Consider the following 20,447-nt stretch of genomic DNA (forward strand, 5'->3'; position numbering starts at 1 on the left):
ATAAAAAGCATTTAAGTATTCTTAAGTGCTTTTATTTTGTTAAAAATTCCCGTTTCTACAAAAGTGAATTTTTTGTGTGTGAAGAAATTGAAAACAAAGCTAAAACCCATGCCGGCGAAGTGGCTGATAGTTCCCACAGGTGAGAACGTGTGATTTACGATGGGTAAAGTATACTTAAAGTCGCCAAATAAGTAAGTCAATGCATCATACGTCAGCACAGCTCCTTTTACGGTTATTAAACCCGAAATTACAATAACCATCATAAACTTTATAAGCTCACGGCGGGTATTGCCCGATTGCTTTGCTGCAAATGCAAAAACTTTCGATAGGATAAAGCCAATAGGGAATGAGATAATGAAACCAAGAGCAACACCAGTTTCTAAAGAAGTGCCAAAATAACGGATGCAAATAATAGAACCGACGATATATTGGATGATAACCCCGTGCCTGCAGCAAAGAAATAGCCGAAAAAGGCTTTGTAACGTTTTATTAAATTAATCAAAGGGGGCTACTGTCATTTTTGTGGTACAAATATCTAAAATAAATCTGCTTTTGCCAAAAGGTTATGAATCAAAGTCCCAAGTAATACTAGGATATTTATACACATGCGACTTTTTCATTAATTATTACGTAAAAACGCTTTAAATATTACGTATTCTTTTTTTTAATTTGAACTATAAATATAAGTTTTTATACTATTTGCTTCATAAAGTGTTTGTGCTCATCCTCTTTAGTAAACTTAAGTCCGGTATTTTTGAATCCGACATTTTATGATAGTATCTTTGTAAGTTCCGTATACTAAATAATCTACTTTATTTTTTTACACTATTAAAAAGTTCATGTTTTTAAATATTTTGATGATTTTAAGTTCAGTATTTTTTCTAAATACCGATCAGTCAAATCCTTTTGCCTTTCAATTAGATAAAGATGTTTTTGTAAGATTTAAAGCCTTACTTGTGAATGTCAGAGAACAAAGAGTAAGTCCCCAAGAGGCGGAGGATTCTTTCAAGCAAATCATGCACGAGTTAAGAGAAATTTATCCAAACCAAAAAGATACAATACAAGACTCACAGATGTATTTTCCGCTTACCAAAAGCAATATTTCGGCTGTTGGGGGCAAAGGCGGGAATGGTTTTTATGTTCGGAGGTTTAACTTGTTTGACCATTCAGTAAGTGGCAGTCATCCGGCCCATGATATATTTATTTATGACAGAAACAGAGATTGTGTAGACGATCGCAAAGGCGAATATGTAGACATAGTTTCGGTTGGTGATGGTATAGTATTGGCTTCTGAAAAAAACTGGACGGATACTTCAAGTTACAAAGGAGGAAACTACGTTTGGGTATATGATATAGAAAGGGGAGGGCTTTGGTATTATGCTCACCATCGAAAAGTAGTGGTAGATGCCGGTCAAATTGTAAAAGGAGGCGACAAATTGGGCGAGGTAGGCAGAAGCGGTTTCAATGCTCTTAATCCAAGGTCTGACACGCACTTACACCTTATGTTTTTGAGTTTGGATGATGAATATTCTCCACATCCAGTTAATTATTACAGTTGGTTAAAAGACGCTTTGGTCGTCAATGAGTCTACAAATGCAAGGCCGTTACGTAAGGATTTTGAAAATGTGGAGGCCTTGGTTACCAAAAAACTTAAACCCTTAAAAACAAAGTACAGCGACTTAAATCTCAATAAAAAAATTAAGAAAAAGTAGAAGGTTAGGCTTTCAAAACTTTGAAATGAAGTAGTACAGAGAAAACCAAATACAACACAATAATGAACGGGACAGCAGCAAACTGAAAAAACGCCAATAAGCCGGCTGAAAGTGCTAAGAAAATGAATTTTACTTTGTTTTTTGCCCACGAATAATCTTTAAATTTTAAAGCAAAGAGTGGTAGCTCCATAATTAGTAAATAGCTAAAAACTACCACATAGCTTATCCAAAACCATTCGGTGCTAAGGGTTTTATTCCAAAAGTCTGAGTTATCTATCAAAAAAGGAAAAGTGGCGATTAGAATTCCATTTGCAGGTGTGGGTAAACCAATGAATGAGTCAGATTGACGCGTATCTATGTTAAATTTGGCAAGTCTCAAAGCTGAAAACATGGCCAAAAGAAAAGCACCATATTTCATATATTCATTTTCTGAAAAAGTCTCTAAGTTTTTGAATACAATAAAACTAGGCAAAACTCCAAAAGATACCACGTCGGCAAGTGAGTCTAATTGTTTACCTATTTCTGAACTAGAATGGAGCAATCTCGCTACAAAACCATCTGCAAAATCTAATAGTAGAGCAACAAATATAAAAATAGAGGCTTTTTTTAAGTCTCCTTCAAAAACCGAAATTAATCCCAAACATCCGCAAAGTAAGTTGCCTAGGGTAATAAAGTTTGGAATGGTAAAAATCTTCATTTTAGGAATGGATTATGTAATTTTTCTTCGCCAATAGTGGTGGCTTGCATGTGGCCTGCATATACCACATAATGGTCAGGAAGTGTAAAAAACTTAGTTTTTATGCTGTTTGATAATTCTTCGAAGCTACAAAATGGAAAGTCCGTACGGCCTATGCTCCTGTGGAAAAGGCAGTCGCCGCCTATAATAAAACTATGCTCATGACAAATAAACGCTACATGGCCAGGTGCATGCCCTGGTACGTGTACCACATCAAAAGTGGTGTTTCCAAATGTAAATTTATCGCCTTCGTTGAGTTCCTTGTCTGATGTTACGGGTACGTAGCCCGGTATTCCCCAAGTTTTACATCTCATTTCTACGTCGGCCAATATTACTTCGTCTGCTTTGTGTAGGTACATGTCTACGCCATAAGTTCTCTTCACAAACGCCGAACCAAACACGTGGTCAAGGTGGGCGTGAGTTTGTAGCAAAGCTTTAACCTGAAGTTTATTTTCGGTTATATAATCTTTTAGTTGATTTTTTTCTTCTTGAGCCAAACAACCCGGGTCTATAATAACGGCCTCGAGCGTGTCGTCAGATATTACGTAGGTATTTTCGGAGAAAGGAGAAAAAGTAAATGACTTTATATTGATCATGAATTCAATTTATTGTTGCACAAATATACATACAAAAACACAACTCAAATATTCAGACTTAAAAGCTAATTCATTTTTAGGTTATGAAATAGGTAAATCTACAAAAAACGTAGTTCCTACACCTTCCTCGGTTTCAAACCAAATGTTGCCTCCTGCGTGTTCTATTCCTCTTTTAGCCATGGCCAAGCCAAGTCCTGAGCCACCCACTTTAGTGCTAAAGTTAGGGATAAATACCTTTTTTCTGACCTCTTCTGCTATTCCTGATCCGTTATCTTTTATTTCTATGATGCCGTAGTTTTCTTCTTCGTTTTTATAGATTTTCACCTTAATCTGTGGCTGACGAATAGGAGGTACTGACTGAATACCGTTTAATATTAAATTAGTAATAACTCTACTCACCAATAGTCTGTCGCCATTTACAAAGACTTCTTTGTCTGAAGTGTCAAAGTCAATTTTTATATTGTTGTTTTGGGAGTATAAGTCTGTAGTTTTTTGAGAAACAGAAACCAAGTCAAAACGTTCATTTCTAGGCACAGGCATTTTGGCAAATTCCGAAAACGAATTGGCGATTTCACTGATATTGTCAATTTGCTCTGTAAGTGAGTTTAAGGCACGCTGAATCCTGTCTCTTGACTTTGGGTCATCCATTGGCAAAGTACGCTGCAGCTGCTGAATAGACAGTTTCATTGGTGTCAACGGATTTTTAATCTCATGGGCAACCTGCTTGGCCATTTCTCTCCATGCGGTTTGTTTCTCACTTTGCGAAAGAGCTATTTTACTTTCATCGAGTTTTTTTAGCATGTTGTTATATGACTTTGTCAATAGTCCAATCTCATCGTCAGATTTCCAACTTAGAGACTCGTCTAACTTATCCAAATTGGTCTTTTTTAGCTTTTGAGCGATCAGTTTTAAAGGGTGGGTTAACTGATTACTAGCAAAATACGAAAGCACCAAAAGCAATAAAAACATAAACAAGAAGATGATAAGAATGATGGTAACCACCTCTTTTACTTGCATGTCAAGCAAAGTTTTGGCATCGAAAAACGGTATGCCTACAATTCCGAAATTGTTAAGCCCGTTGCCTTTTACTGACAGATAAACAGTCTTGTAGTTTAAGGTACCCAAAGACTCATTGGTCAATATTTCGTTCTCTTTTTCTTCTATAATTTTATTGTACGCCTCAGGGTTTAGGTGCTCCGAAAGTAGTTTGTATTGATAGACCAAAGGACGAGTTGAAAACCACAATTTGCCGTCTTTGCCAAACAGATTTATGTCTACTTTGGTGTTTCTAGCTAGGTTATTTATTTCGTTTTCAAAAAACGCCTTACTTGTTTTGCCGTCTTGATAATTTTCTAAGTGAATCTGTAACGTGCTTGCAATGTTTTTTGTGTTGTCTAAAAATGATTTCTCTTGAATGGAAATCAAGGTTGTTCTTACTACACTCAAAGTAAGTATGATGATGATAATTAGCGGCAATAAAAATGCAGCATTGAGATAAAGCTGGATTTTAGTTGAGAAATTCATCGAAAACTTACCCATTCCGTATATCATTCCGAATGCAAAAAGCAATATAGAGATGCCTAAGATGGAAAGTAAAAACAAAAACGAGAAGTTAGAAAGTATCGTTTTATAATACTTTTCTTCTTGCGAAACCACTATGGTTCTGCCGTTCTGACCTTTTAATGCTAAGTGAAAGAAGTCATTGTAAGAAACCCCATCATTGTAAATCTGCTCATCGCTCAGCATTTCTTTTGGAAAGTTCATCATGTAGTTGAAACTTCCTGAGCTGTAAATAATCTTATTGTTTTTATCGAAAATACCGTAGCTGTAGTTTTTTGACTCCGGATTCTGAACAAATTTCTTGTCTAACAGTAACTCCGGATAAACACTTTCTGAATGTTCATCTTTAAGTTTTAAGTCCAAAACTATCGTTCCTACTTTCGTATTTCCTTCCGAGATATCGTTAAATGAAATATATTCTTTTATGAAATCCTTACCGGTTTCATTGAGGAAAAATACATTTTTTAGTGTTGTGCTATATTTTGGAAGTGCGTAGGTGTTTTTGTAAAATTCGAGGTTCTTTTCCTTTTCCTCATCGTTGAGATTTTGGCCAGTAGCGTCAAATGCCAAAACGCCGATGTCATATTTATCAAAATACAAATCGAGGTGATTGTCTTTAACCAGGTGCTTTAATGATTCCAAAGCCAAGGTGTTTCTTCTAAATGAGCCTACTATTTCGGGGTCATATTTTACTGAATTGGCAAATTTGTCTAAAAGTCCTTCGCCTAAAAGGTCATTGTCAGCCAAATATCTATTTGCAAAAGTCTGCTTGTCAAATATGCTTTTCTTATGTTCTTCCTTTTCTATTATTTCAATAGAAATCAATGAAAAACAGAAACAGGCTAAAATGAAATACATGAGAGTTTGGAACCTCAGTGTATAAAAATAACGTGATAGTTTAAAGTAATAAACAATCAAAAAATATAGGCCAGCCACTAAATAGGCGTATTTAGGAGTGCCTATAAATAGTATAATAATGAAACCCAAAAGGATTCCATATAGCCAATGGAAAAAGCCTGAGCGGGTGTTTCGTTGAATTCTTAAGAATATATTTATCGCTAAGTGAGTAGTGATAAAGAAAATACCTAAAATCAGGAAATAGAATAAAAATGTAAGCAGTTTTAGGTTATTTAAGCTTAAGCTCAGTGAAAGCCCCAATTGATACATGGAGTTGGAATAAATGGCGGTTATTTTTTGTGAACAAAGTGCCGTAAATAACAATACCAACAAGACCATCAAAACCGAGATAATGCTTTTCACGATTGCCGATGATTTCAGCAGGTGTAAGAAAATTCGTGATCTGAAATAATAAATGGCTACAAAAAACAAGAAAATCAACCAAAATAAGGCATTCAATATGGTGTCACCCAATGTTGGAGACCAGAAACTGCCAGAGAAAAATGAGGGATTGAAAAGCTCTTTTTTAGTAAACAAAAACGGAATGCCGGTAAAAAGCATTACCAGTCTCAGCGATAAACCAAATAATAATAAGGTAAGAAATGCAAGTCCAAATTTATGCTGTCTAAGCAGTTTTTTGAGCAATGTGAAAAGTTGGAATACCAACAATAATATACCCAAGCTGACTATTCCAAGGGTGGTTTTGGGAATAGCAGAGTTTAGTATTTTTTCATTTCCGGGTAATTGGAAATACAAAATCGGCTTTTTGTCGGCATTTAAAATCTCCTTTGAGCTTTCAAATGGCTTGTCTGAAATCTTTTTTGGAGGAAGAAAGAATATGTCGGAATTAAAGCCTGATTGTAAATAGTCGTTCTCGTTTTTGTAATGTTTGAATAAATTTATAACCGAAACCACCGTGAGGGTATCGTTTTTGAAATTGAATTTTTTTACATTAAATATTCCGTACTGTTGGTTGTACTTTTTTATTTCGCTCGAGGATATATCTTTAATGTTTTGATATTGAGGTACATAAATATTGTCTGACCAATAAAACAGCTTCGAGTTTTTGAAAATATAATAAGGAAAGTTTGATTTCGATTTTATTTGATTAAAGCTCTTCGGATTTAACGAATTGTATAAATCGACTACTTTTTTGAGGTCATCATTTGATTTATCTATCTGAAGGTTAATGTTTTTTTGAAGGCTTTGCTGATAATAACCGTCTATATTTTGAGGGCTATTTCTTTCAAAAAAGGCATAATATACTCCCGCAGCTATAAAAACTATTATAGCCAATATTAAGAAGGTAAATCTTTTAAGAAAGGATATACTTTTTTGCATTATTGATTTTTAAAACCCTTCACGAAGTTAATGATTATTCAATTATTTGAAATTTTCATCGTCAAAAGGGATTCTAATTGATTTATTGTTAAAAATCATGCCAAATAGTATCAATTAAACTATTGTTTCTCACTTCTTGAATTAAAAACTAAGTCCTGAATTTTTTGTATTCAGATAATAAAATTCAATTATTCAAATACTTACTTTAGTTTTTTGGTTAAATATGTACGCTAAAAAGTTTTAGAAAGATTAAAGAACTATACTTTTGCAGAACTTTAAATTTATATAATTACTTTTAACAGAATGAACGACAGTTTAATGATTATTTGGCCGCTTTTGTTTTTGGGCGTTATCGCATTTTTTTGGTTTAACAAAAACCAAAGTAATGAAAAACCGGATAATTCGCAGAAAGATGTCACACTACCGTTGAGGCTTCAGGCATACGAACGGATGACCCTTTTTTTAGAAAGGCTTAAGTTAGAAAACCTCGTGATGAGACAGCCAATAGATGCTCTCAGCATAATGGAGTTTCAAGGTGCTATTTTGAGCGACATAAGAAGTGAGCTAAATCATAATATTGCTCAGCAGATTTACATTTCGCATGATACTTGGGAGTTGATTACACATGCTACCAATATCACAATGGCAGAGATTAATACTGCTTTCGGTGCAAGTAAGGACTTGGGCTCAGCAAGAGAAGTAGCTAAATTTGTATTACAAAACCAAGGCGGAGAAAGTGCCAAAGCGATAAGCTTAGCCTTGGAACAATTAAAAAAAGAGGCACAGAAATTATTTTAAAACTAAAAAAAAAAGAACATTATGAGCGTAACATCAAAACACTTAGCCACATTTATATTAGGTGCAGCCGCAGGAGTTGCTTTAAACAAGTTTATCCAAACCGAAGAAGGGGAGAAACTAATGGAAAACCTAAAAACTAAGGGAAACGAACTAAAAGACGAGGCTGAGTCAGCTTTAGACAAAGCCCCTGAGTATTTCGAGGAACTTAAGTCTGGTGCTAGTTTAAAACTTTCTGAAGTGGTTTCGGGACTAAAAGAAAAGTTTCCTGAAGCTGAAAATATGATAAATGAGCTTTTCTCTACTTTAATGAACCCTAAAAAGCCTAACACTCCAAATGTTACGGATGTTACGGATGTTACGGAAGTGAAGTAAGTTAAGCGTACTATTTGTATTTAAGAGATACTTTTTTGTTTTAATATCCTTAGAGTTGTTTTATTCTTTGGGTTTTGGATAAGAAAGTATCTTTTTTTATTAATTACTATGTTTTTTTGCCAAAAGCATCTTTCTAAATTTGTAAAAAAACAAAACGATATGAAACCAAATTGGACAGGAGTTTATCCCGCAGTAACAACTAATTTTTTTGAAGACCAATCATTAGATATTCCAACTTTTGAACTAAACATCAAAGCTCAGCTTGATGCCGGCGTTCATGGAGTTATTATTTGTGGTTCTTTGGGCGAAAATGGCGTATTGTCAAAAGACGAAAAGTTGCAGCTACTAGAATCCGCTAAAAATACAATCGCAGGCAGAGTGCCAGTAATTATGACTGTGGCCGAATGTGTTACCGCAGAAGCTATATCTTTTGTAAAAGCTTGTGCAAGTGCCGGTGCCGACGGTTTTATGACTTTGCCTCCAATGAGATACCCTTCAGACGATAGAGAAACTTTGCATTACTTGCATAAAGTAGCCGATGCCACTGATTTGCCAGTTATGGCATATAACAATCCTCTGGCCTATCGTACTTTTGTGAGCATCGAAATGTTTAAAAGCCTAGCAGATAATCCGCATTTTGAAGCTATGAAAGAGTCAACAGGAGATATCAGATATATGACCGATATCATCAATACTTTTGGTGGCAGATTTAAGATACTTAGCGGTGTGGACGACCTAGCTTTTGAAAGTTTGGTAATGGGAGCTGACGGCTGGGTGGCTGGTTTGGTGGATGCCTTTCCGAGGGAAACGGTGGTTATTTATGAACTAGTGAAACAAGGAAGAATAGCAGAAGCAAGAGAAATCTACAGATGGTTTTTCCCATTGTTACATTTAGATGTGAGCACCAAGTTTGTTCAAAATATTAAATTGGCAGAAGTGGCTACAGGAATTGGAACCGAATGGGTGCGTGAGCCAAGACTTCCTTTGGTAGGCGAAGAAAGAGCCAATGTGCTTAAAGTAATAGAAGACGCTCTAAAAGTAAGACCAGTTTTACCTCAATTATAAGATATTAATATGTCCGAAGTTTCGGTTTTTCATTGTTTTGATGCCCATACTTGTGGCAATCCGGTTCGTTTGGTGGCTAAAGGTGGCCCAGAGCTAGTGGGCAAAAACATGTCAGAGAAAAGGCAGCATTTCCTGGCTGAATTTGATTGGATCAGAAAAGGGTTGATGTTTGAGCCAAGAGGCCATGATATGATGTCAGGGAGTATTTTGTACCCACCAGCAGACCCTCAAAATGACGTAGGCGTGCTATTTATAGAAACCAGCGGCTGCTTGCCCATGTGCGGTCATGGCACTATAGGTACCATTACTTTGGGAATAGAAAAAGGATATATTGTGCCCAAACAAAAAGGAAAAGTCAGAATGGAAGCTCCAGCGGGTTTGGTAGAAATATCATATACCGAAGAAGCAGGGAAGGTAAAAACCGTAAAACTAAAAAACATAGCCTCATATTTAGCTGCGGAAAACGTGCCGGTGCACAGCAGTGTGTTGGGTGACTTAAAAGTTGATGTGTCATACGGCGGGAATTTCTATGCGATCGTAGATGTGCAAGAAAATTTTCCGGGTTTGGAACATTTCACAGCGGAGCAATTGGTGGCGATGGCGAGAGAAATCAGGGCGACTTTAAATAAGACGCATGCATTTGTGCATCCCGAAAATCCGACCATATCGGGTCTTAGTCATGTATTATGGACGGGTGCTGTTTTGGATGAAAATTCAACTGCCCGAAACGCCGTTTTTTATGGCGATAAAGCCATTGACAGGTCACCTTGTGGCACAGGTACTTCGGCTAGGATGGCTCAGTGGGCAGCCAAAGGCAAACTAAAAGAAGGGGATGAGTTTGTGCATGAAAGTATCATTGGAAGTAAGTTTGTGGGTAGGATAGAAGGCAGAACCAAAGTAGGGGATTTCAATGCCATTTATCCAAGTATAGAAGGCTGGGCGAGAATCTATGGAGAAAATATTATCAGTATTGACCCCGACGATGATCCGTATGCGTATGGTTTTCAAGTTATTTAAAAGTTAAGAATTGTGAAAGAAGAAAAACCTATAATAGTGGTGGGTGCTGGTATAATAGGTCTTTTTACGGCCTATTATTTACTTCAAGAAGGTGAAAAGGTGCTTGTGTTAGACAAAGGTACAGGCCAAGACGGTTGCTCTTTTGGCAATGCAGGCATGGTTGTACCCAGCCACTTTATACCATTAGCCGCACCCGGAATGATAGAAAAAGGCATAAAATGGATGTTTGACAGCGAAAGTCCTTTTTATATTAAACCGCGTATGTCGCTATCGCTTATGAAATGGGGTTTTTCTTTTTACAAAGCCGCCAACCAAAAAAAAGTAGATAATGCTATTCCGGTTTTGCGAGATATCGGATTGTTGAGCAAAAAGCTATATCAAGACTTAAATCACAAGAAATTGTTTGATTTTTCTTTTGAAGAAAAAGGCTTATTGATGCTTTGCAAATCAGAAGAAGCACTACACGAAGAAACTGAAGTGGCAGCATTGGCAAACAAAATAGGCATAGAAGCCAGAGTTTTAACCAAACAAGAAGTTTGTGATTTAGAACCTGAGATAAAACCCGATGTTAGCGGTGGTGTGTTTTTTACGGGCGACACTCATTTGTATCCCAATCAATTGGTTGCCGAACTTCGTAAATATTTGATTGCTGCTGGCGTAGAAATAAAATTTGATACCGAGTTAATTGATATTGAATGTAACTCCACAGCAGTAGAACGCCTAAAAGTTAGGGAGTCAAATGGAGAGCCCTATTTATTAGAAGCCAAAAAAGTGGTGTTGGCGACTGGTTCGTGGTCAGAGCAAGTTGGCAAACAAATAAACCTCAATATACCGGTGCAAGCAGGAAAAGGATATAGCCTAACGAATCCCCAAGTAGCTGGCAAAGAGCTATTTACACCTAGTATTTTTGTAGAAGCACGCGTGGCCATTACACCTATGCTGGATCAAATTAGGTTTGGAGGCACAATGGAAATAGGCGGAATTAACGCTGAAATTAACAAAAATAGAGTCAACGGGATACTGAAAGCCATTCCGAAATATTTCCCAGAATATGAAGTGCCTTATCCGGCAGAAAATAAGATTTGGTCGGGGCTAAGGCCTTGCTCACCAGACGGAATGCCATACATAGGCCAACATCAAAGATACAAGAATTTATACTTCAATACGGGTCATGCCATGATGGGCATTAGTCTCGCTACAGGTTCAGGTAAGCTAATTTCGGAACTTGTGACAAATAAAAAATTAAGTATGAGCACCCAAGACTTTAGTATACATAGGTTTGATTAGTAAAATCTCTTTGCTACATTTGTTGTCGCTTTTGTGGATTTCTATACTGAAAAGGAGCAATTTTGAGACTTAAAGACCATTGGGTGGATTATGCTGATAAGCTAACCACAATACAAGAATCAATAATAAAACGACTCAATAGGGGTATTTTCTTAACTCTTCTATTCGGGTTTTTATTGGTTATTTATCAAATCGGCTTCCCTAAGGAGCCTTATGTTGTAAACTGGGTAAATAGTCTTTTGAGACAAATACCACGTCTACTCATGATACTATTTCTATCGAAATGGTTTATCAAATTTTTTATAAAAAGAGGAAAACTTATTTTAGACCGGAAATACATTACGGATCTTATCATTTTCGTATTGTTATTTTTGTTTAATGTGCTCAAAAACCTAAACGACGGATTTAAGTCAGAGTGGTTTTTGTACATTCTTATAAGTGTGTTTTTTGTTATAAGATTTATGGCAGTTTCTGCTCAGGTCAAAAACACCCTTTTAAACCCTTCTTTGCTGTTTTCAATCAGTTTTATCATGTTGATTTTAGGTGGCACAGCCATGCTGCTAATTCCTGGAGCCACTAACGGAAACCTTACGTTTATAGATTCCTTATTTACGGCCACTTCTGCGGTTTGTGTTACAGGCCTATCTACGGTAGATGTCCCTTCTAAATTTACAGACCTCGGCAAAGATATTTTAATAGTTTTGATTCAAATTGGTGGATTAGGTTTAATGACCTTTACTAACTTTTTTGCAATCTTATTTAGAGGAGGGATGTCGCTTCGTAATCACCTTATATTGAGTAATTTAATTGAGACAGATAAGCCTAATACACTATTTTCTATTTTAAAGAAAATATTGTTTTATACCGTTTTTATAGAAGTGATGGGAGCCGTGTTGATTTATCTTTTCACGCACACTACCTATACTACCAATGCTTACGACGGTTGGATGTTCTCTTTCTTTCATTCGATTTCAGCTTTTTGTAACGCAGGTTTTTCTACTGTGCCTGACGGCTTGTTTAATTTTAAACTTAGGTACAATTACAGTTTTCAGTTGGTTATATGCTTCTTAATTATATTTGGAGGTATAGGTTTTCCGGTTGTCATAGATGTGTATCATAGTTTTAAAAACTTCCTTAATTCAGCATTAAGAACTTTGTTTTTTGGGGATAGATTTGGTTTTCAAGCTAGAAACCTAACAGTTCATAGTCAGTTGGTTTTAAGTTCAACTTTTATATTGTTGGTTTCCGGCACTTTGGTTTATTATGGTCTTGAGCAAGATAATGTTTTGCGAGAGCACCCCACCACTTACGGCAAATTGGTTCAGTCTTTCTTTGGGTCAGTTACACCACGGACGGCGGGTTTTAACACAGTAGATATCAGTAAACTTACCCAAGGTACAGTTTTGGTGTATCTATTATTGATGTGGATTGGAGCCGCTCCAAGCTCTACCGGTGGTGGTATCAAAGTTACCACTTTCGTTATGGCCATATCAAATGTAGTGGCATTAGCAAGAGGAAAAGATAGGGTAGAATTGTTTAAAAGAGAGATTTCTCAGAGTTCATCATTGAGAGCATTTGCTATTATTTTTCTATCATTAATGATACTGGGTATTTCCATATTTTTAGTTTCTGTATTTAACCCTACACTTCCACTAGATAGTATAGCTTTTGAATGTTTCTCGGCGTATGGTACGGTGGGTTTAAGTAAAAACTTAACCGGATTATTATCTGATAATAGTAAAATAGTGCTTATTGTTACCATGTTTTTAGGTAGAATTGGTATGTTTACAGTTATATTTGGATTGTTTAAAAAGGTAGACTGTCAGTCGTATAGATACCCGAAAGAAAGTGTTCAAGTACTTTAATTTTCAAAAAAAGCATTTTATAAATAAATGAAATACATTGTTGTTGGATTAGGTAATTTTGGCTCCACATTGGCTGTAAGACTTACGCAGTTAGGTCATGAGGTTTTTGGAGTAGACAGTAGGTTTGAAGTGGTAGAACAGTTTAAAGATAGAATTACTCATGTGATTTGTCTTGACTCTTCGAAAGCCAAGTCTTTTTCGTCGCTTCCGATTAAAGATGTGGACATTGCGGTTATCGCTATTGGCGAAGACGTAGGTGCTTCCATAATCACTACTGCCCTAATGAAACAGCACGATGCCAAACAGATTATCGGAAGATCTATCAATCCGGTTCACCGAACGGTGTTGGAGTCAATTGGTATCGAAACTATATTTAATCCTGAGGAAATAGCTGCCGAAATGTTTGCAAAGCAATTAGAAATGCAGGGTGTAGTAGAATCTTTTGACCTTTCAGACGATTGCTCCATTATAGAAATAGAAGTGCCAGAACGATACCTTGGCCGCTATGTAGGCAGTATAGATTTTCAGGTTAAATATGACTTGAAGCTAATCGCTATCAAAAGATTTGTGGAGCGTAAAAACTTTTTGGGAATGGTTAGCCAAAAATCTACAGTTGATATGAACGTAAAAGAAGACCACATGCTGACCAATAAAGATATATTGGTGATGATGGGCGAAGTTAAAAACTTTGAAAACATGATTGGAAAGGAATTGAGAGATTAACATCGCTTAACACTTTTTAACAAAACAATATAAACTTTTAGAAAGACTGTTTCGTTTTAAAATCAGAATAACCGCTGAATTTTAAAATATGAGACAGTCTTTTTTATTTATCCTTTTATTTTCATTTTTTAGCGTATCTGCACAAGTTACGCCCAATCCATCCATTCGGAAAAAATCTACCTCTGATGTTTATATCAACAAGTTAGAGATTACAGATACCGAAACGATAGTATCCATGCAGTATGTTTCTAAGTCTGCCGAAGAAGAGCTTAAAGAATACTTTAAGAAAAATCCAGATGAAAAAGATCAGTTTAGAAGCCTAAGTCCGATGGTTCAAAAGATGCTTCTTCAAGAGTTTATGCTTCAAGGAAAAAGTAGTACCATTAGTTTTCAGCCGGGTTCATTTATAAGAACAAACGATGGGCAGAAATATAAGTTTTTGAGGGCTGTAAGTATCCCAACCGCTCCAAATAGAAAAGATGTGGAGCCAGGTAAGAAATATTTCTTTAAAGTATATTTTGAAAAAATAGCTCCTGGCTATGAGGAGGTAGATTTGGTAGAAAGCTCAAAGGAATCAGATAATAATCTTACGTATTGGAATTTTTATGGCATAAAAATAAACAATCCGAAGGACGGTAATAAGCGTGCGTTGGCAGCAAAGCCAAATGTAAAAGAAGAGATTGTAGAAGAAGAAGCACTTTCACAAGAATTTAGATTTTATGGTAGAGTAAAAGATATTGATACACAGCAAGCCATTCAGGCAAAAGTGCTTTGTATTGACCCCAAAACAAACGAGGTAATAGATTCTGTGATTACCTCTCGTTCGGGTTCATTTGAGTTTTTGGTTCCACAGTCTGATTTAGTATTTCAAGTGATTTCGGATGGATATAATGAAATGGAGGAGGCTGTTGCATCATCAGTTTTAAAGTCTAAATCTGAATACCAAAAAGATTTTTATTTAGAACAAATTTACGAAAAACCAGTTGTTAAAGTAGAAGAAAATCTAACTGATGAAAATGCGGAAAAGCCTATTAAAAAAGAAATAGGGGAGCAGTTAACCGAAGATGCTTTTAAGTTAGATAAAGTATATTTTGATTTGGGAGACGCCCGAGTTTTGCCAGAATCATACGAGCAGTTAGACAATTTGGCGGAGCATTTAAAAGAAAATCCAGAATTACAAATTCAGATTGAAGGACACACTGATAACCAAGGTGATCCAAAGGCTAATAAAAGGTTGTCATACGATAGGGCTTTTAATGTAAGAGAGTATTTAATTAAAAAAGGTATTGCAGGTGATCGAATCAAATTTATCGGTTTGGGAGATACCCAGCCAGTGGCCAAAAACAATGACGAAGAAAGTCGTCAGAAAAATAGGAGAGTAGAATATAAGATTTTAAAATAGGGTTTAGGGTTAATAGAAAACAAAAAAGAGGAGTTTTGCTCCTCTTTTTTATGTTTAATATTTAATAAATATCAATCTACATCCCAGAATAACTTCGAAGTAAATACGTTGATTTTTCCTTGTGCATTTACATTTTCAGCGTTTGATCCTGACTCTGTATTTGGGTAATATAACCTTACAGGGCGAGTTTCGTCTACTACTTGCACACTTTGAGGTGTTACCGGGTAATTGTTTCTTCTGTACTCCGTCCAAGCTTCTAAACCGTTAAAATTACATAAAGCAATCCATTTTTGGTAAGCAATAGCCTTTAGTTTATCTGAAGAAGCTTTGTAGTCGTAGTTTTGAATTCCGCTACCTATGTAGGCCGCTGCTTTGTCAGAACTTGCTCCCAAAGCTCTGTACGATTGGGTAATTCCAGCTTTGAAAAAATCTTCGGCTGTTCCACCAAACGAAACGTCAGCATATCTTTGAGAAGCTTCTGCTAAAAGTAAATTTACTTCCGCAGCAGTCATTAACACGAAAGGTCTATTGTATTCTCCTTTTACCAAAAGGCTTGGTCCCAATGAGGAGCTACCTGCTGGTAAGAAACCAGAGCTTTTTCCGAAAGGTACTCCGATATAGTTAGCTGCAACTTCAGCTTTTGTACTTACGCCAGCAGTTGCACTTTCGCCTCCAATTGCATATCCCAAACGCTTTAATCTCAAAGTATCACCGCTAGCTTTTAGGTTATTTACTAAAAACTCGGTAAGTCTAGGGTAGTTATTTAAGGCTCTTTTTGCACCGTTTGCATCGTATCCCCATCTGTCGTAAATCGGGTTTAGTTTGCCCGCAGTGGCTAAGTAGAAACCAGAACCGCCAACGCCAACTTCTTCAGTTTTAAGGAAACCAGAACCTTCAGCCGCAATTTTTGATAATTCTGTTTTTATGTATGCATCTCTACCCGAAATTTTCGCCTGATGAATTAATATTCTTAATTTTAAAGCATTTGCAAATTGAGCCCATTTGGCAGTATTTCCTTTAAAAACAATATCAGAGCCTGTAAACGCACTTGCAAAGTTATTGGCTTTAATATCTACCAAAGCTTCGTCAAGTAATTTTATCAATCCTTCATAAACTGTTTTTTGGTCATCAAATTTTGGAGCAAGCGAACCTACGCCTTTTAGTGCATTGGTATATGGGATATTTCCATACATATCTACCAACTGTTGGTAAACCAAAGCCTTCATCACTTTTGCTGGTCCTTTCAAAAATTTCTGATTGTAAGAATCTGAATTATTAATTACAAATTCGTAATCGTTAAGATTGTCATAAGCTCCATCCCAATAGTTAAAGTCACCGTTGGTAAAGTTATAAGCAAAAATGGTAGTACTTATGATGTAACCATTTGATTGAGACCATTGACCGGCCCAATATTGACCGGTTTCGTTTGAACCCAACATGTTGGTTGAGGTTGTATTTAACGCATTGGTAAATACATAGTTAGGCGAGGCAGTAGGGAGCGTGTTTGGGTTTGTGTTTATATCCAAAAAACTCTCCTTGCAGGCGGTACTTGATAGAGCCAATACTGCTAGAATTATTATCGATTTTATTTTCATTTTTTCAGTCTAATTAAAAATATTACACTATTTTTTTATAATTAAATTTCACTTTAGTGATTAAAAAGTAAAGTTTAAGTTTACACCATATTGACGTACTGGAGGGGTGTTGGTGGTGTTGTTAATACCAATGCCAACTGCTGATGAGCCACTTGGTGTAGAAATAGAACCAGGGGCAGGATTTCCTTGGTAACTAAATTCAGGGTCAGTGTAGTAGTTCTTTTTGTCTACTATAGTCAAAAGGTTTCTACCGTATAGTGAAATACTAGCTGCTGAAAATACTTTAGTTCTTTCTAAGAGACCTTTTGGTACATTATACGCCAAATTGATATCACGAAGTTTGATGAACCAACCTGGAGTTACAAAGTTTTCAGAAATCAAACGATAGTTATTTACCCATAGAGCATATTCTGGCTCACGAACTTGTACAGTTGTATTTGGTGTAACTGTGACACCATCAGCTCCAAGAATTGCAGAGTTAGGGTATATTTGTGGACTACGATTTGAAGTCCAACCACCAGCACCAGTAAATGTCATTTGACGTCCAAGGTCACTGTACATTGTGTTTCCACCTCTATATTCGAAGTTAAATGTAAAGCCAAAGTTACCTGCAGTCAGTTTAGAACCTAAACCTATTATGTGGCGAGGAAGTGTACCACCTCTAGTAGACAACGTAGTTTGTCTCAATGGATATCCGGTAGTTCCGTTAACCAAAACCATTCCTGATCCATCTGGGGCATATTGATATCCATCAGTTTTTAACATTGGGAATCTTTGACCTTTAATAACGTTGGTATTTGCATACGAATAGCCACCATATTGGAACTCATCAACTCCTGGATAAAGGTTTAATACTTTGTTGTCATTGTAAGAGTATCTCACACTGAAATCCCAACTTGTTTTTTCTTTTCTAAAAATCAGATACTTTAACTCACCTTCATATCCCCAGTTTTTAGTTTCCCCGATGTTTATTAATAGATTACTAAAACCTGTAGAGTTAGGTATTTTTGCAGTTACAACTTGACCTTTTGAAGTTTGCGTATATGCCGAAACATCTAAGTTTAATCTGTTATTAAACATTTGGAATTCGCCACCAATTTCATAAGAATACACAAGCTCGGGCTTAAGGTTAGCATCTGGCAATGTATTTCCAACGGTTAAGCCTACTGTATTTCCATAAGGGAAAGATGTTCCATTCAAGTATTGAAGATCTAAACCATAAAGTGGAATATTGTCGTTCGCATTTTTATTAGCACTTGCACGAATTTTGGCAAAGTTTAAAACGTTGCTCTTTAGGTTTGGAAATGCATCTGTGGCGATAAATGATAATGCAGCACCATAATATGGATATGAATATGCACTTTTTACACGTTCTGCTTTATAGAATCTAGAGGTCGCATCGTGTCTGTAAGTTGCATTAAAAATCAACCAGTTTTTATAGTTTGATGTCAAATCGGCATAATAGCCATATCTACGCTCCTGGGTAGTGGTTTCGCCTCCTGTTAATTCGCCTTGTCTGTTAGAAACATTGTAAACTTCCGGTACCACAATAGAGCTTGAGCCAATGGCCATTCCTTTTGTATATCTTTGGTACACGCTACTTCCTAATATTAACTTATTTGAAACTGGCCCTAAGTCTTTTGATAATTGAGCTTGGAATTCGTTATTGATTACATTTTCAGTAGAAGAATAGTCTAAAACGCTACCAAGTATGTCAGTTATAGCTCGGTAGATTCCATCATAGTCATCGTCGTGCGTCCACGGAGCCACTATGTTTGCACTTTTCTTTGCCCAGTCAGAGTATAAAAATTTACCAGTTGTATTTTTTCCAGTTCTAGAATTGTTCATAATTCCGGCTCTTTCAGTAAACTGCAACCAGCTAGCTGCTTTGTAGATAAAGCTCACATTTCCAGAAACATTAGAATCTTTATATTTCATTCTATTATTATCCGCGTTGAAATACGGGTTGTTATAATAGTCATTGTAATATCCATTTGGATTTGCAAATTCGTTGGTTTGCCAGTCTCTGTATTGGTACAAAGGAAGGTTAGCCGGTTGGTTCAATACATCATTATAAAAATCTGAAGATGTTCTGTCGTAATTGGCTTGTGTATAGTTTACATTAAAACCAGAAGTTAGTTTTCCGTAAACTTTTTCAGCTGACAATCTGATACCCGTTCTCTCACTTTTATCGTGAGGAACCACACCGTTTATTTTTTGATTTTCGAGTGACAGATAAAACTTACTTGTTTCGTCTCCGCCAGCTATGTTTACTTGATTGTTTACAGATATACCGGTGTCAAAACTTTTTCTTCTTACGTTATCTATTGCCGAATAGGGTAAAACCTGCTTGTTACCACTTTCAGCAACACGACCAATAAGCCTAGAAGTGCCATCAAATGCATCTCCATATTGTTGGTTTTCATACGGTCTCCAGTTTGCTGCTGATCTAACTTTGTAATCCGAACTATAGCCGGCTTGTCCATAAGAATACGGATAATATTGTGAACCTGATCCATATTGATTTTGAAAATCTGGTAAGAAACTAATGTTTTCAAAATTGGTACTGTTTGAATACGATACCTTTGTTTTGCCTTTAACACCACCTTTTGTGGTAATTACAATGGCACCATTGATACCAGCAGAACCATACAAAGTAGCAGCTTGTCCTCCTTTAAGGATAGTCACACTTTCGATGTCATTTGGGTTGATTAAAGCCAATACCGTAGAGGTAGTCTGCATTCCGTTTAATACAACCAATGCCTCGTTGTTGCCTGTCAATGATCTAAATCCACGTAAAACTACTTTTACGGCAGGGTCTACTGAGTTATTGACATTGTAAACCGCTAAACCTGTAACTTTACCAGATAGTGCTTGGGCTAGTTGTGGAGAACGTCCAACAGTTACGTCTTCTGTTACCACTTTCGAATACGCGTACCCAATTTCTCTGGTGCTTTTACGGATTCCCTGAGCAGTAACCACTACTTCTTCTAATTGGGAAGCATCAGCCTTTAAAGCTACGTTGATAACTTTTTCGCTTCCTACAACAACACTTTGGTTTGTAAAACCAATAAAACTAAATAACAATACATCTCCTTTTGAGGCGGTAATTTTATAATTACCTTCTCCATCAGAAGTAACACCTTTTGATGTGCCTTTTATGGCAACACTAACACCTGGAAGATCAGATTTGTCGTCGCTAGATGTAATACGACCTGAAACATTAATAGACTGGGCATAGGCTTGCCCAATCCAAATCACCAGTAAACTGACGAGTAGAGTTTTTTTCATAAAGTCTGTTATTAAAGTTTTTTAAAAATTAAAAACGAAATTTATTCTCAAATTCTAATCAGATTTTAATTTTTGTATTAAAATTTAAATAATGTTAATAAATTGTTAATTTTATTCAATTGATTGTTGGAGAAATAATAAATTAGAGAATTGGTATTTTTTTTAGGTTTAAAATATTTGTATTATATTT

Annotated in this window: 15 protein-coding genes; 9 read left to right on the forward strand and 6 right to left on the reverse strand. The window is 36.2% G+C overall.

Going from position 1 to position 20,447, the window contains the following annotated elements; translation table 11 throughout:
- Window positions 1-11: 11 nt before the first annotated feature.
- Window positions 12-437: a GtrA family protein gene (locus tag ACFOOI_RS00450; protein ID WP_379840162.1), complete on the reverse strand. Its 426-nt coding sequence runs from the start codon at window positions 435-437 to the stop codon at window positions 12-14.
- A 402-nt stretch (window positions 438-839) separates the two neighbouring features.
- Here ACFOOI_RS00450 and ACFOOI_RS00455 point away from each other — a divergent pair, with 402 nt between their 5' ends.
- Entirely contained in the window at window positions 840-1,712 is an 873-nt protein-coding gene (locus tag ACFOOI_RS00455; RefSeq protein ID WP_379833693.1) for a M23 family metallopeptidase, read from the forward strand.
- 4 nt (window positions 1,713-1,716) lie between these two features.
- Here the strand turns inward: ACFOOI_RS00455 and pssA are convergent, their stop codons facing one another.
- The 3 genes from pssA to ACFOOI_RS00470 all read right to left on the reverse strand — a co-directional run bounded on the left by pssA (window position 1,717) and on the right by ACFOOI_RS00470 (window position 6,842).
- On the reverse strand, window positions 1,717-2,409 hold the full coding sequence (gene pssA, locus ACFOOI_RS00460) for a CDP-diacylglycerol--serine O-phosphatidyltransferase (RefSeq protein WP_379833696.1): 693 nt from the start codon (window positions 2,407-2,409) through the stop codon (window positions 1,717-1,719).
- Complete coding sequence (locus ACFOOI_RS00465) at window positions 2,406-3,044, reverse strand: MBL fold metallo-hydrolase (protein ID WP_379833699.1); 639 nt, start codon at window positions 3,042-3,044, stop codon at window positions 2,406-2,408. Before ACFOOI_RS00465 ends, pssA begins: the two co-directional genes overlap by 4 nt.
- 81 nt (window positions 3,045-3,125) lie before the next feature.
- A complete protein-coding gene (locus ACFOOI_RS00470; protein ID WP_379833702.1) occupies window positions 3,126-6,842 on the reverse strand; it encodes a sensor histidine kinase in 3,717 nt (1,238 codons plus the stop codon).
- Window positions 6,843-7,145: 303 nt separating this feature from the next.
- Between ACFOOI_RS00470 and ACFOOI_RS00475 the strand changes: the two genes are divergently transcribed.
- The 8 genes from ACFOOI_RS00475 (at window position 7,146) to ACFOOI_RS00510 (ending at window position 15,371) form a co-directional block, all read left to right on the forward strand.
- On the forward strand, window positions 7,146-7,640 hold the full coding sequence (locus tag ACFOOI_RS00475) for a DUF7935 family protein (RefSeq protein WP_379833705.1): 495 nt from the start codon (window positions 7,146-7,148) through the stop codon (window positions 7,638-7,640).
- A 21-nt stretch (window positions 7,641-7,661) separates the two neighbouring features.
- Complete coding sequence (locus tag ACFOOI_RS00480) at window positions 7,662-8,012, forward strand: YtxH domain-containing protein (RefSeq protein WP_379833708.1); 351 nt, start codon at window positions 7,662-7,664, stop codon at window positions 8,010-8,012.
- Between the two features lie 159 nt (window positions 8,013-8,171).
- A complete protein-coding gene (locus ACFOOI_RS00485) occupies window positions 8,172-9,077 on the forward strand; it encodes a dihydrodipicolinate synthase family protein (protein ID WP_379833710.1) in 906 nt (301 codons plus the stop codon).
- A gap of 9 nt (window positions 9,078-9,086) precedes the next feature.
- Window positions 9,087-10,094: a 4-hydroxyproline epimerase gene (locus ACFOOI_RS00490; protein ID WP_379833713.1), complete on the forward strand. Its 1,008-nt coding sequence runs from the start codon at window positions 9,087-9,089 to the stop codon at window positions 10,092-10,094.
- A 12-nt stretch (window positions 10,095-10,106) separates the two neighbouring features.
- Window positions 10,107-11,381 carry an NAD(P)/FAD-dependent oxidoreductase gene (locus ACFOOI_RS00495; protein ID WP_379833716.1) on the forward strand — a complete coding sequence of 425 codons (1,275 nt, stop codon included), beginning with the start codon at window positions 10,107-10,109 and terminating at the stop codon, window positions 11,379-11,381.
- Window positions 11,382-11,644: 263 nt separating this feature from the next.
- Complete coding sequence (locus ACFOOI_RS00500) at window positions 11,645-13,246, forward strand: TrkH family potassium uptake protein (RefSeq protein ID WP_379833719.1); 1,602 nt, start codon at window positions 11,645-11,647, stop codon at window positions 13,244-13,246.
- Between the two features lie 27 nt (window positions 13,247-13,273).
- A complete protein-coding gene (locus ACFOOI_RS00505) occupies window positions 13,274-13,969 on the forward strand; it encodes a potassium channel family protein (protein WP_379833722.1) in 696 nt (231 codons plus the stop codon).
- 88 nt (window positions 13,970-14,057) lie between these two features.
- On the forward strand, window positions 14,058-15,371 hold the full coding sequence (locus ACFOOI_RS00510; protein WP_379833725.1) for an OmpA family protein: 1,314 nt from the start codon (window positions 14,058-14,060) through the stop codon (window positions 15,369-15,371).
- A gap of 71 nt (window positions 15,372-15,442) precedes the next feature.
- Here the strand turns inward: ACFOOI_RS00510 and ACFOOI_RS00515 are convergent, their stop codons facing one another.
- A complete protein-coding gene (locus tag ACFOOI_RS00515) occupies window positions 15,443-16,966 on the reverse strand; it encodes a SusD/RagB family nutrient-binding outer membrane lipoprotein (protein ID WP_379833727.1) in 1,524 nt (507 codons plus the stop codon).
- A 60-nt stretch (window positions 16,967-17,026) separates the two neighbouring features.
- A complete protein-coding gene (locus tag ACFOOI_RS00520) occupies window positions 17,027-20,257 on the reverse strand; it encodes a SusC/RagA family TonB-linked outer membrane protein (RefSeq protein ID WP_379833730.1) in 3,231 nt (1,076 codons plus the stop codon).
- Window positions 20,258-20,447 lie beyond the last annotated feature (190 nt).

This window comes from Lacihabitans lacunae, assembly GCF_042649125.1.
GTDB classification, from domain to species: domain Bacteria; phylum Bacteroidota; class Bacteroidia; order Cytophagales; family Spirosomataceae; genus Leadbetterella; species Leadbetterella lacunae.

Bases quoted from the DNA above. Each gene is read 5' to 3' on its own strand.
- ACFOOI_RS00455 (WP_379833693.1), top strand. From the start codon at position 840: ATGTTTTTAAATATTTTGATGATTTTAAGTTCAGTATTTTTTCTAAAT.
- pssA (WP_379833696.1), bottom strand. From the start codon at position 2,409: ATGAAGATTTTTACCATTCCAAACTTTATTACCCTAGGCAACTTACTT.
- ACFOOI_RS00465 (WP_379833699.1), bottom strand. From the start codon at position 3,044: ATGATCAATATAAAGTCATTTACTTTTTCTCCTTTCTCCGAAAATACC.
- ACFOOI_RS00470 (WP_379833702.1), bottom strand. From the start codon at position 6,842: ATGCAAAAAAGTATATCCTTTCTTAAAAGATTTACCTTCTTAATATTG.
- ACFOOI_RS00475 (WP_379833705.1), top strand. From the start codon at position 7,146: ATGAACGACAGTTTAATGATTATTTGGCCGCTTTTGTTTTTGGGCGTT.
- ACFOOI_RS00480 (WP_379833708.1), top strand. From the start codon at position 7,662: ATGAGCGTAACATCAAAACACTTAGCCACATTTATATTAGGTGCAGCC.
- ACFOOI_RS00485 (WP_379833710.1), top strand. From the start codon at position 8,172: ATGAAACCAAATTGGACAGGAGTTTATCCCGCAGTAACAACTAATTTT.
- ACFOOI_RS00490 (WP_379833713.1), top strand. From the start codon at position 9,087: ATGTCCGAAGTTTCGGTTTTTCATTGTTTTGATGCCCATACTTGTGGC.
- ACFOOI_RS00500 (WP_379833719.1), top strand. From the start codon at position 11,645: ATGATACTATTTCTATCGAAATGGTTTATCAAATTTTTTATAAAAAGA.
- ACFOOI_RS00505 (WP_379833722.1), top strand. From the start codon at position 13,274: ATGAAATACATTGTTGTTGGATTAGGTAATTTTGGCTCCACATTGGCT.
- ACFOOI_RS00510 (WP_379833725.1), top strand. From the start codon at position 14,058: ATGAGACAGTCTTTTTTATTTATCCTTTTATTTTCATTTTTTAGCGTA.
- ACFOOI_RS00515 (WP_379833727.1), bottom strand. From the start codon at position 16,966: ATGAAAATAAAATCGATAATAATTCTAGCAGTATTGGCTCTATCAAGT.
- ACFOOI_RS00520 (WP_379833730.1), bottom strand. From the start codon at position 20,257: ATGAAAAAAACTCTACTCGTCAGTTTACTGGTGATTTGGATTGGGCAA.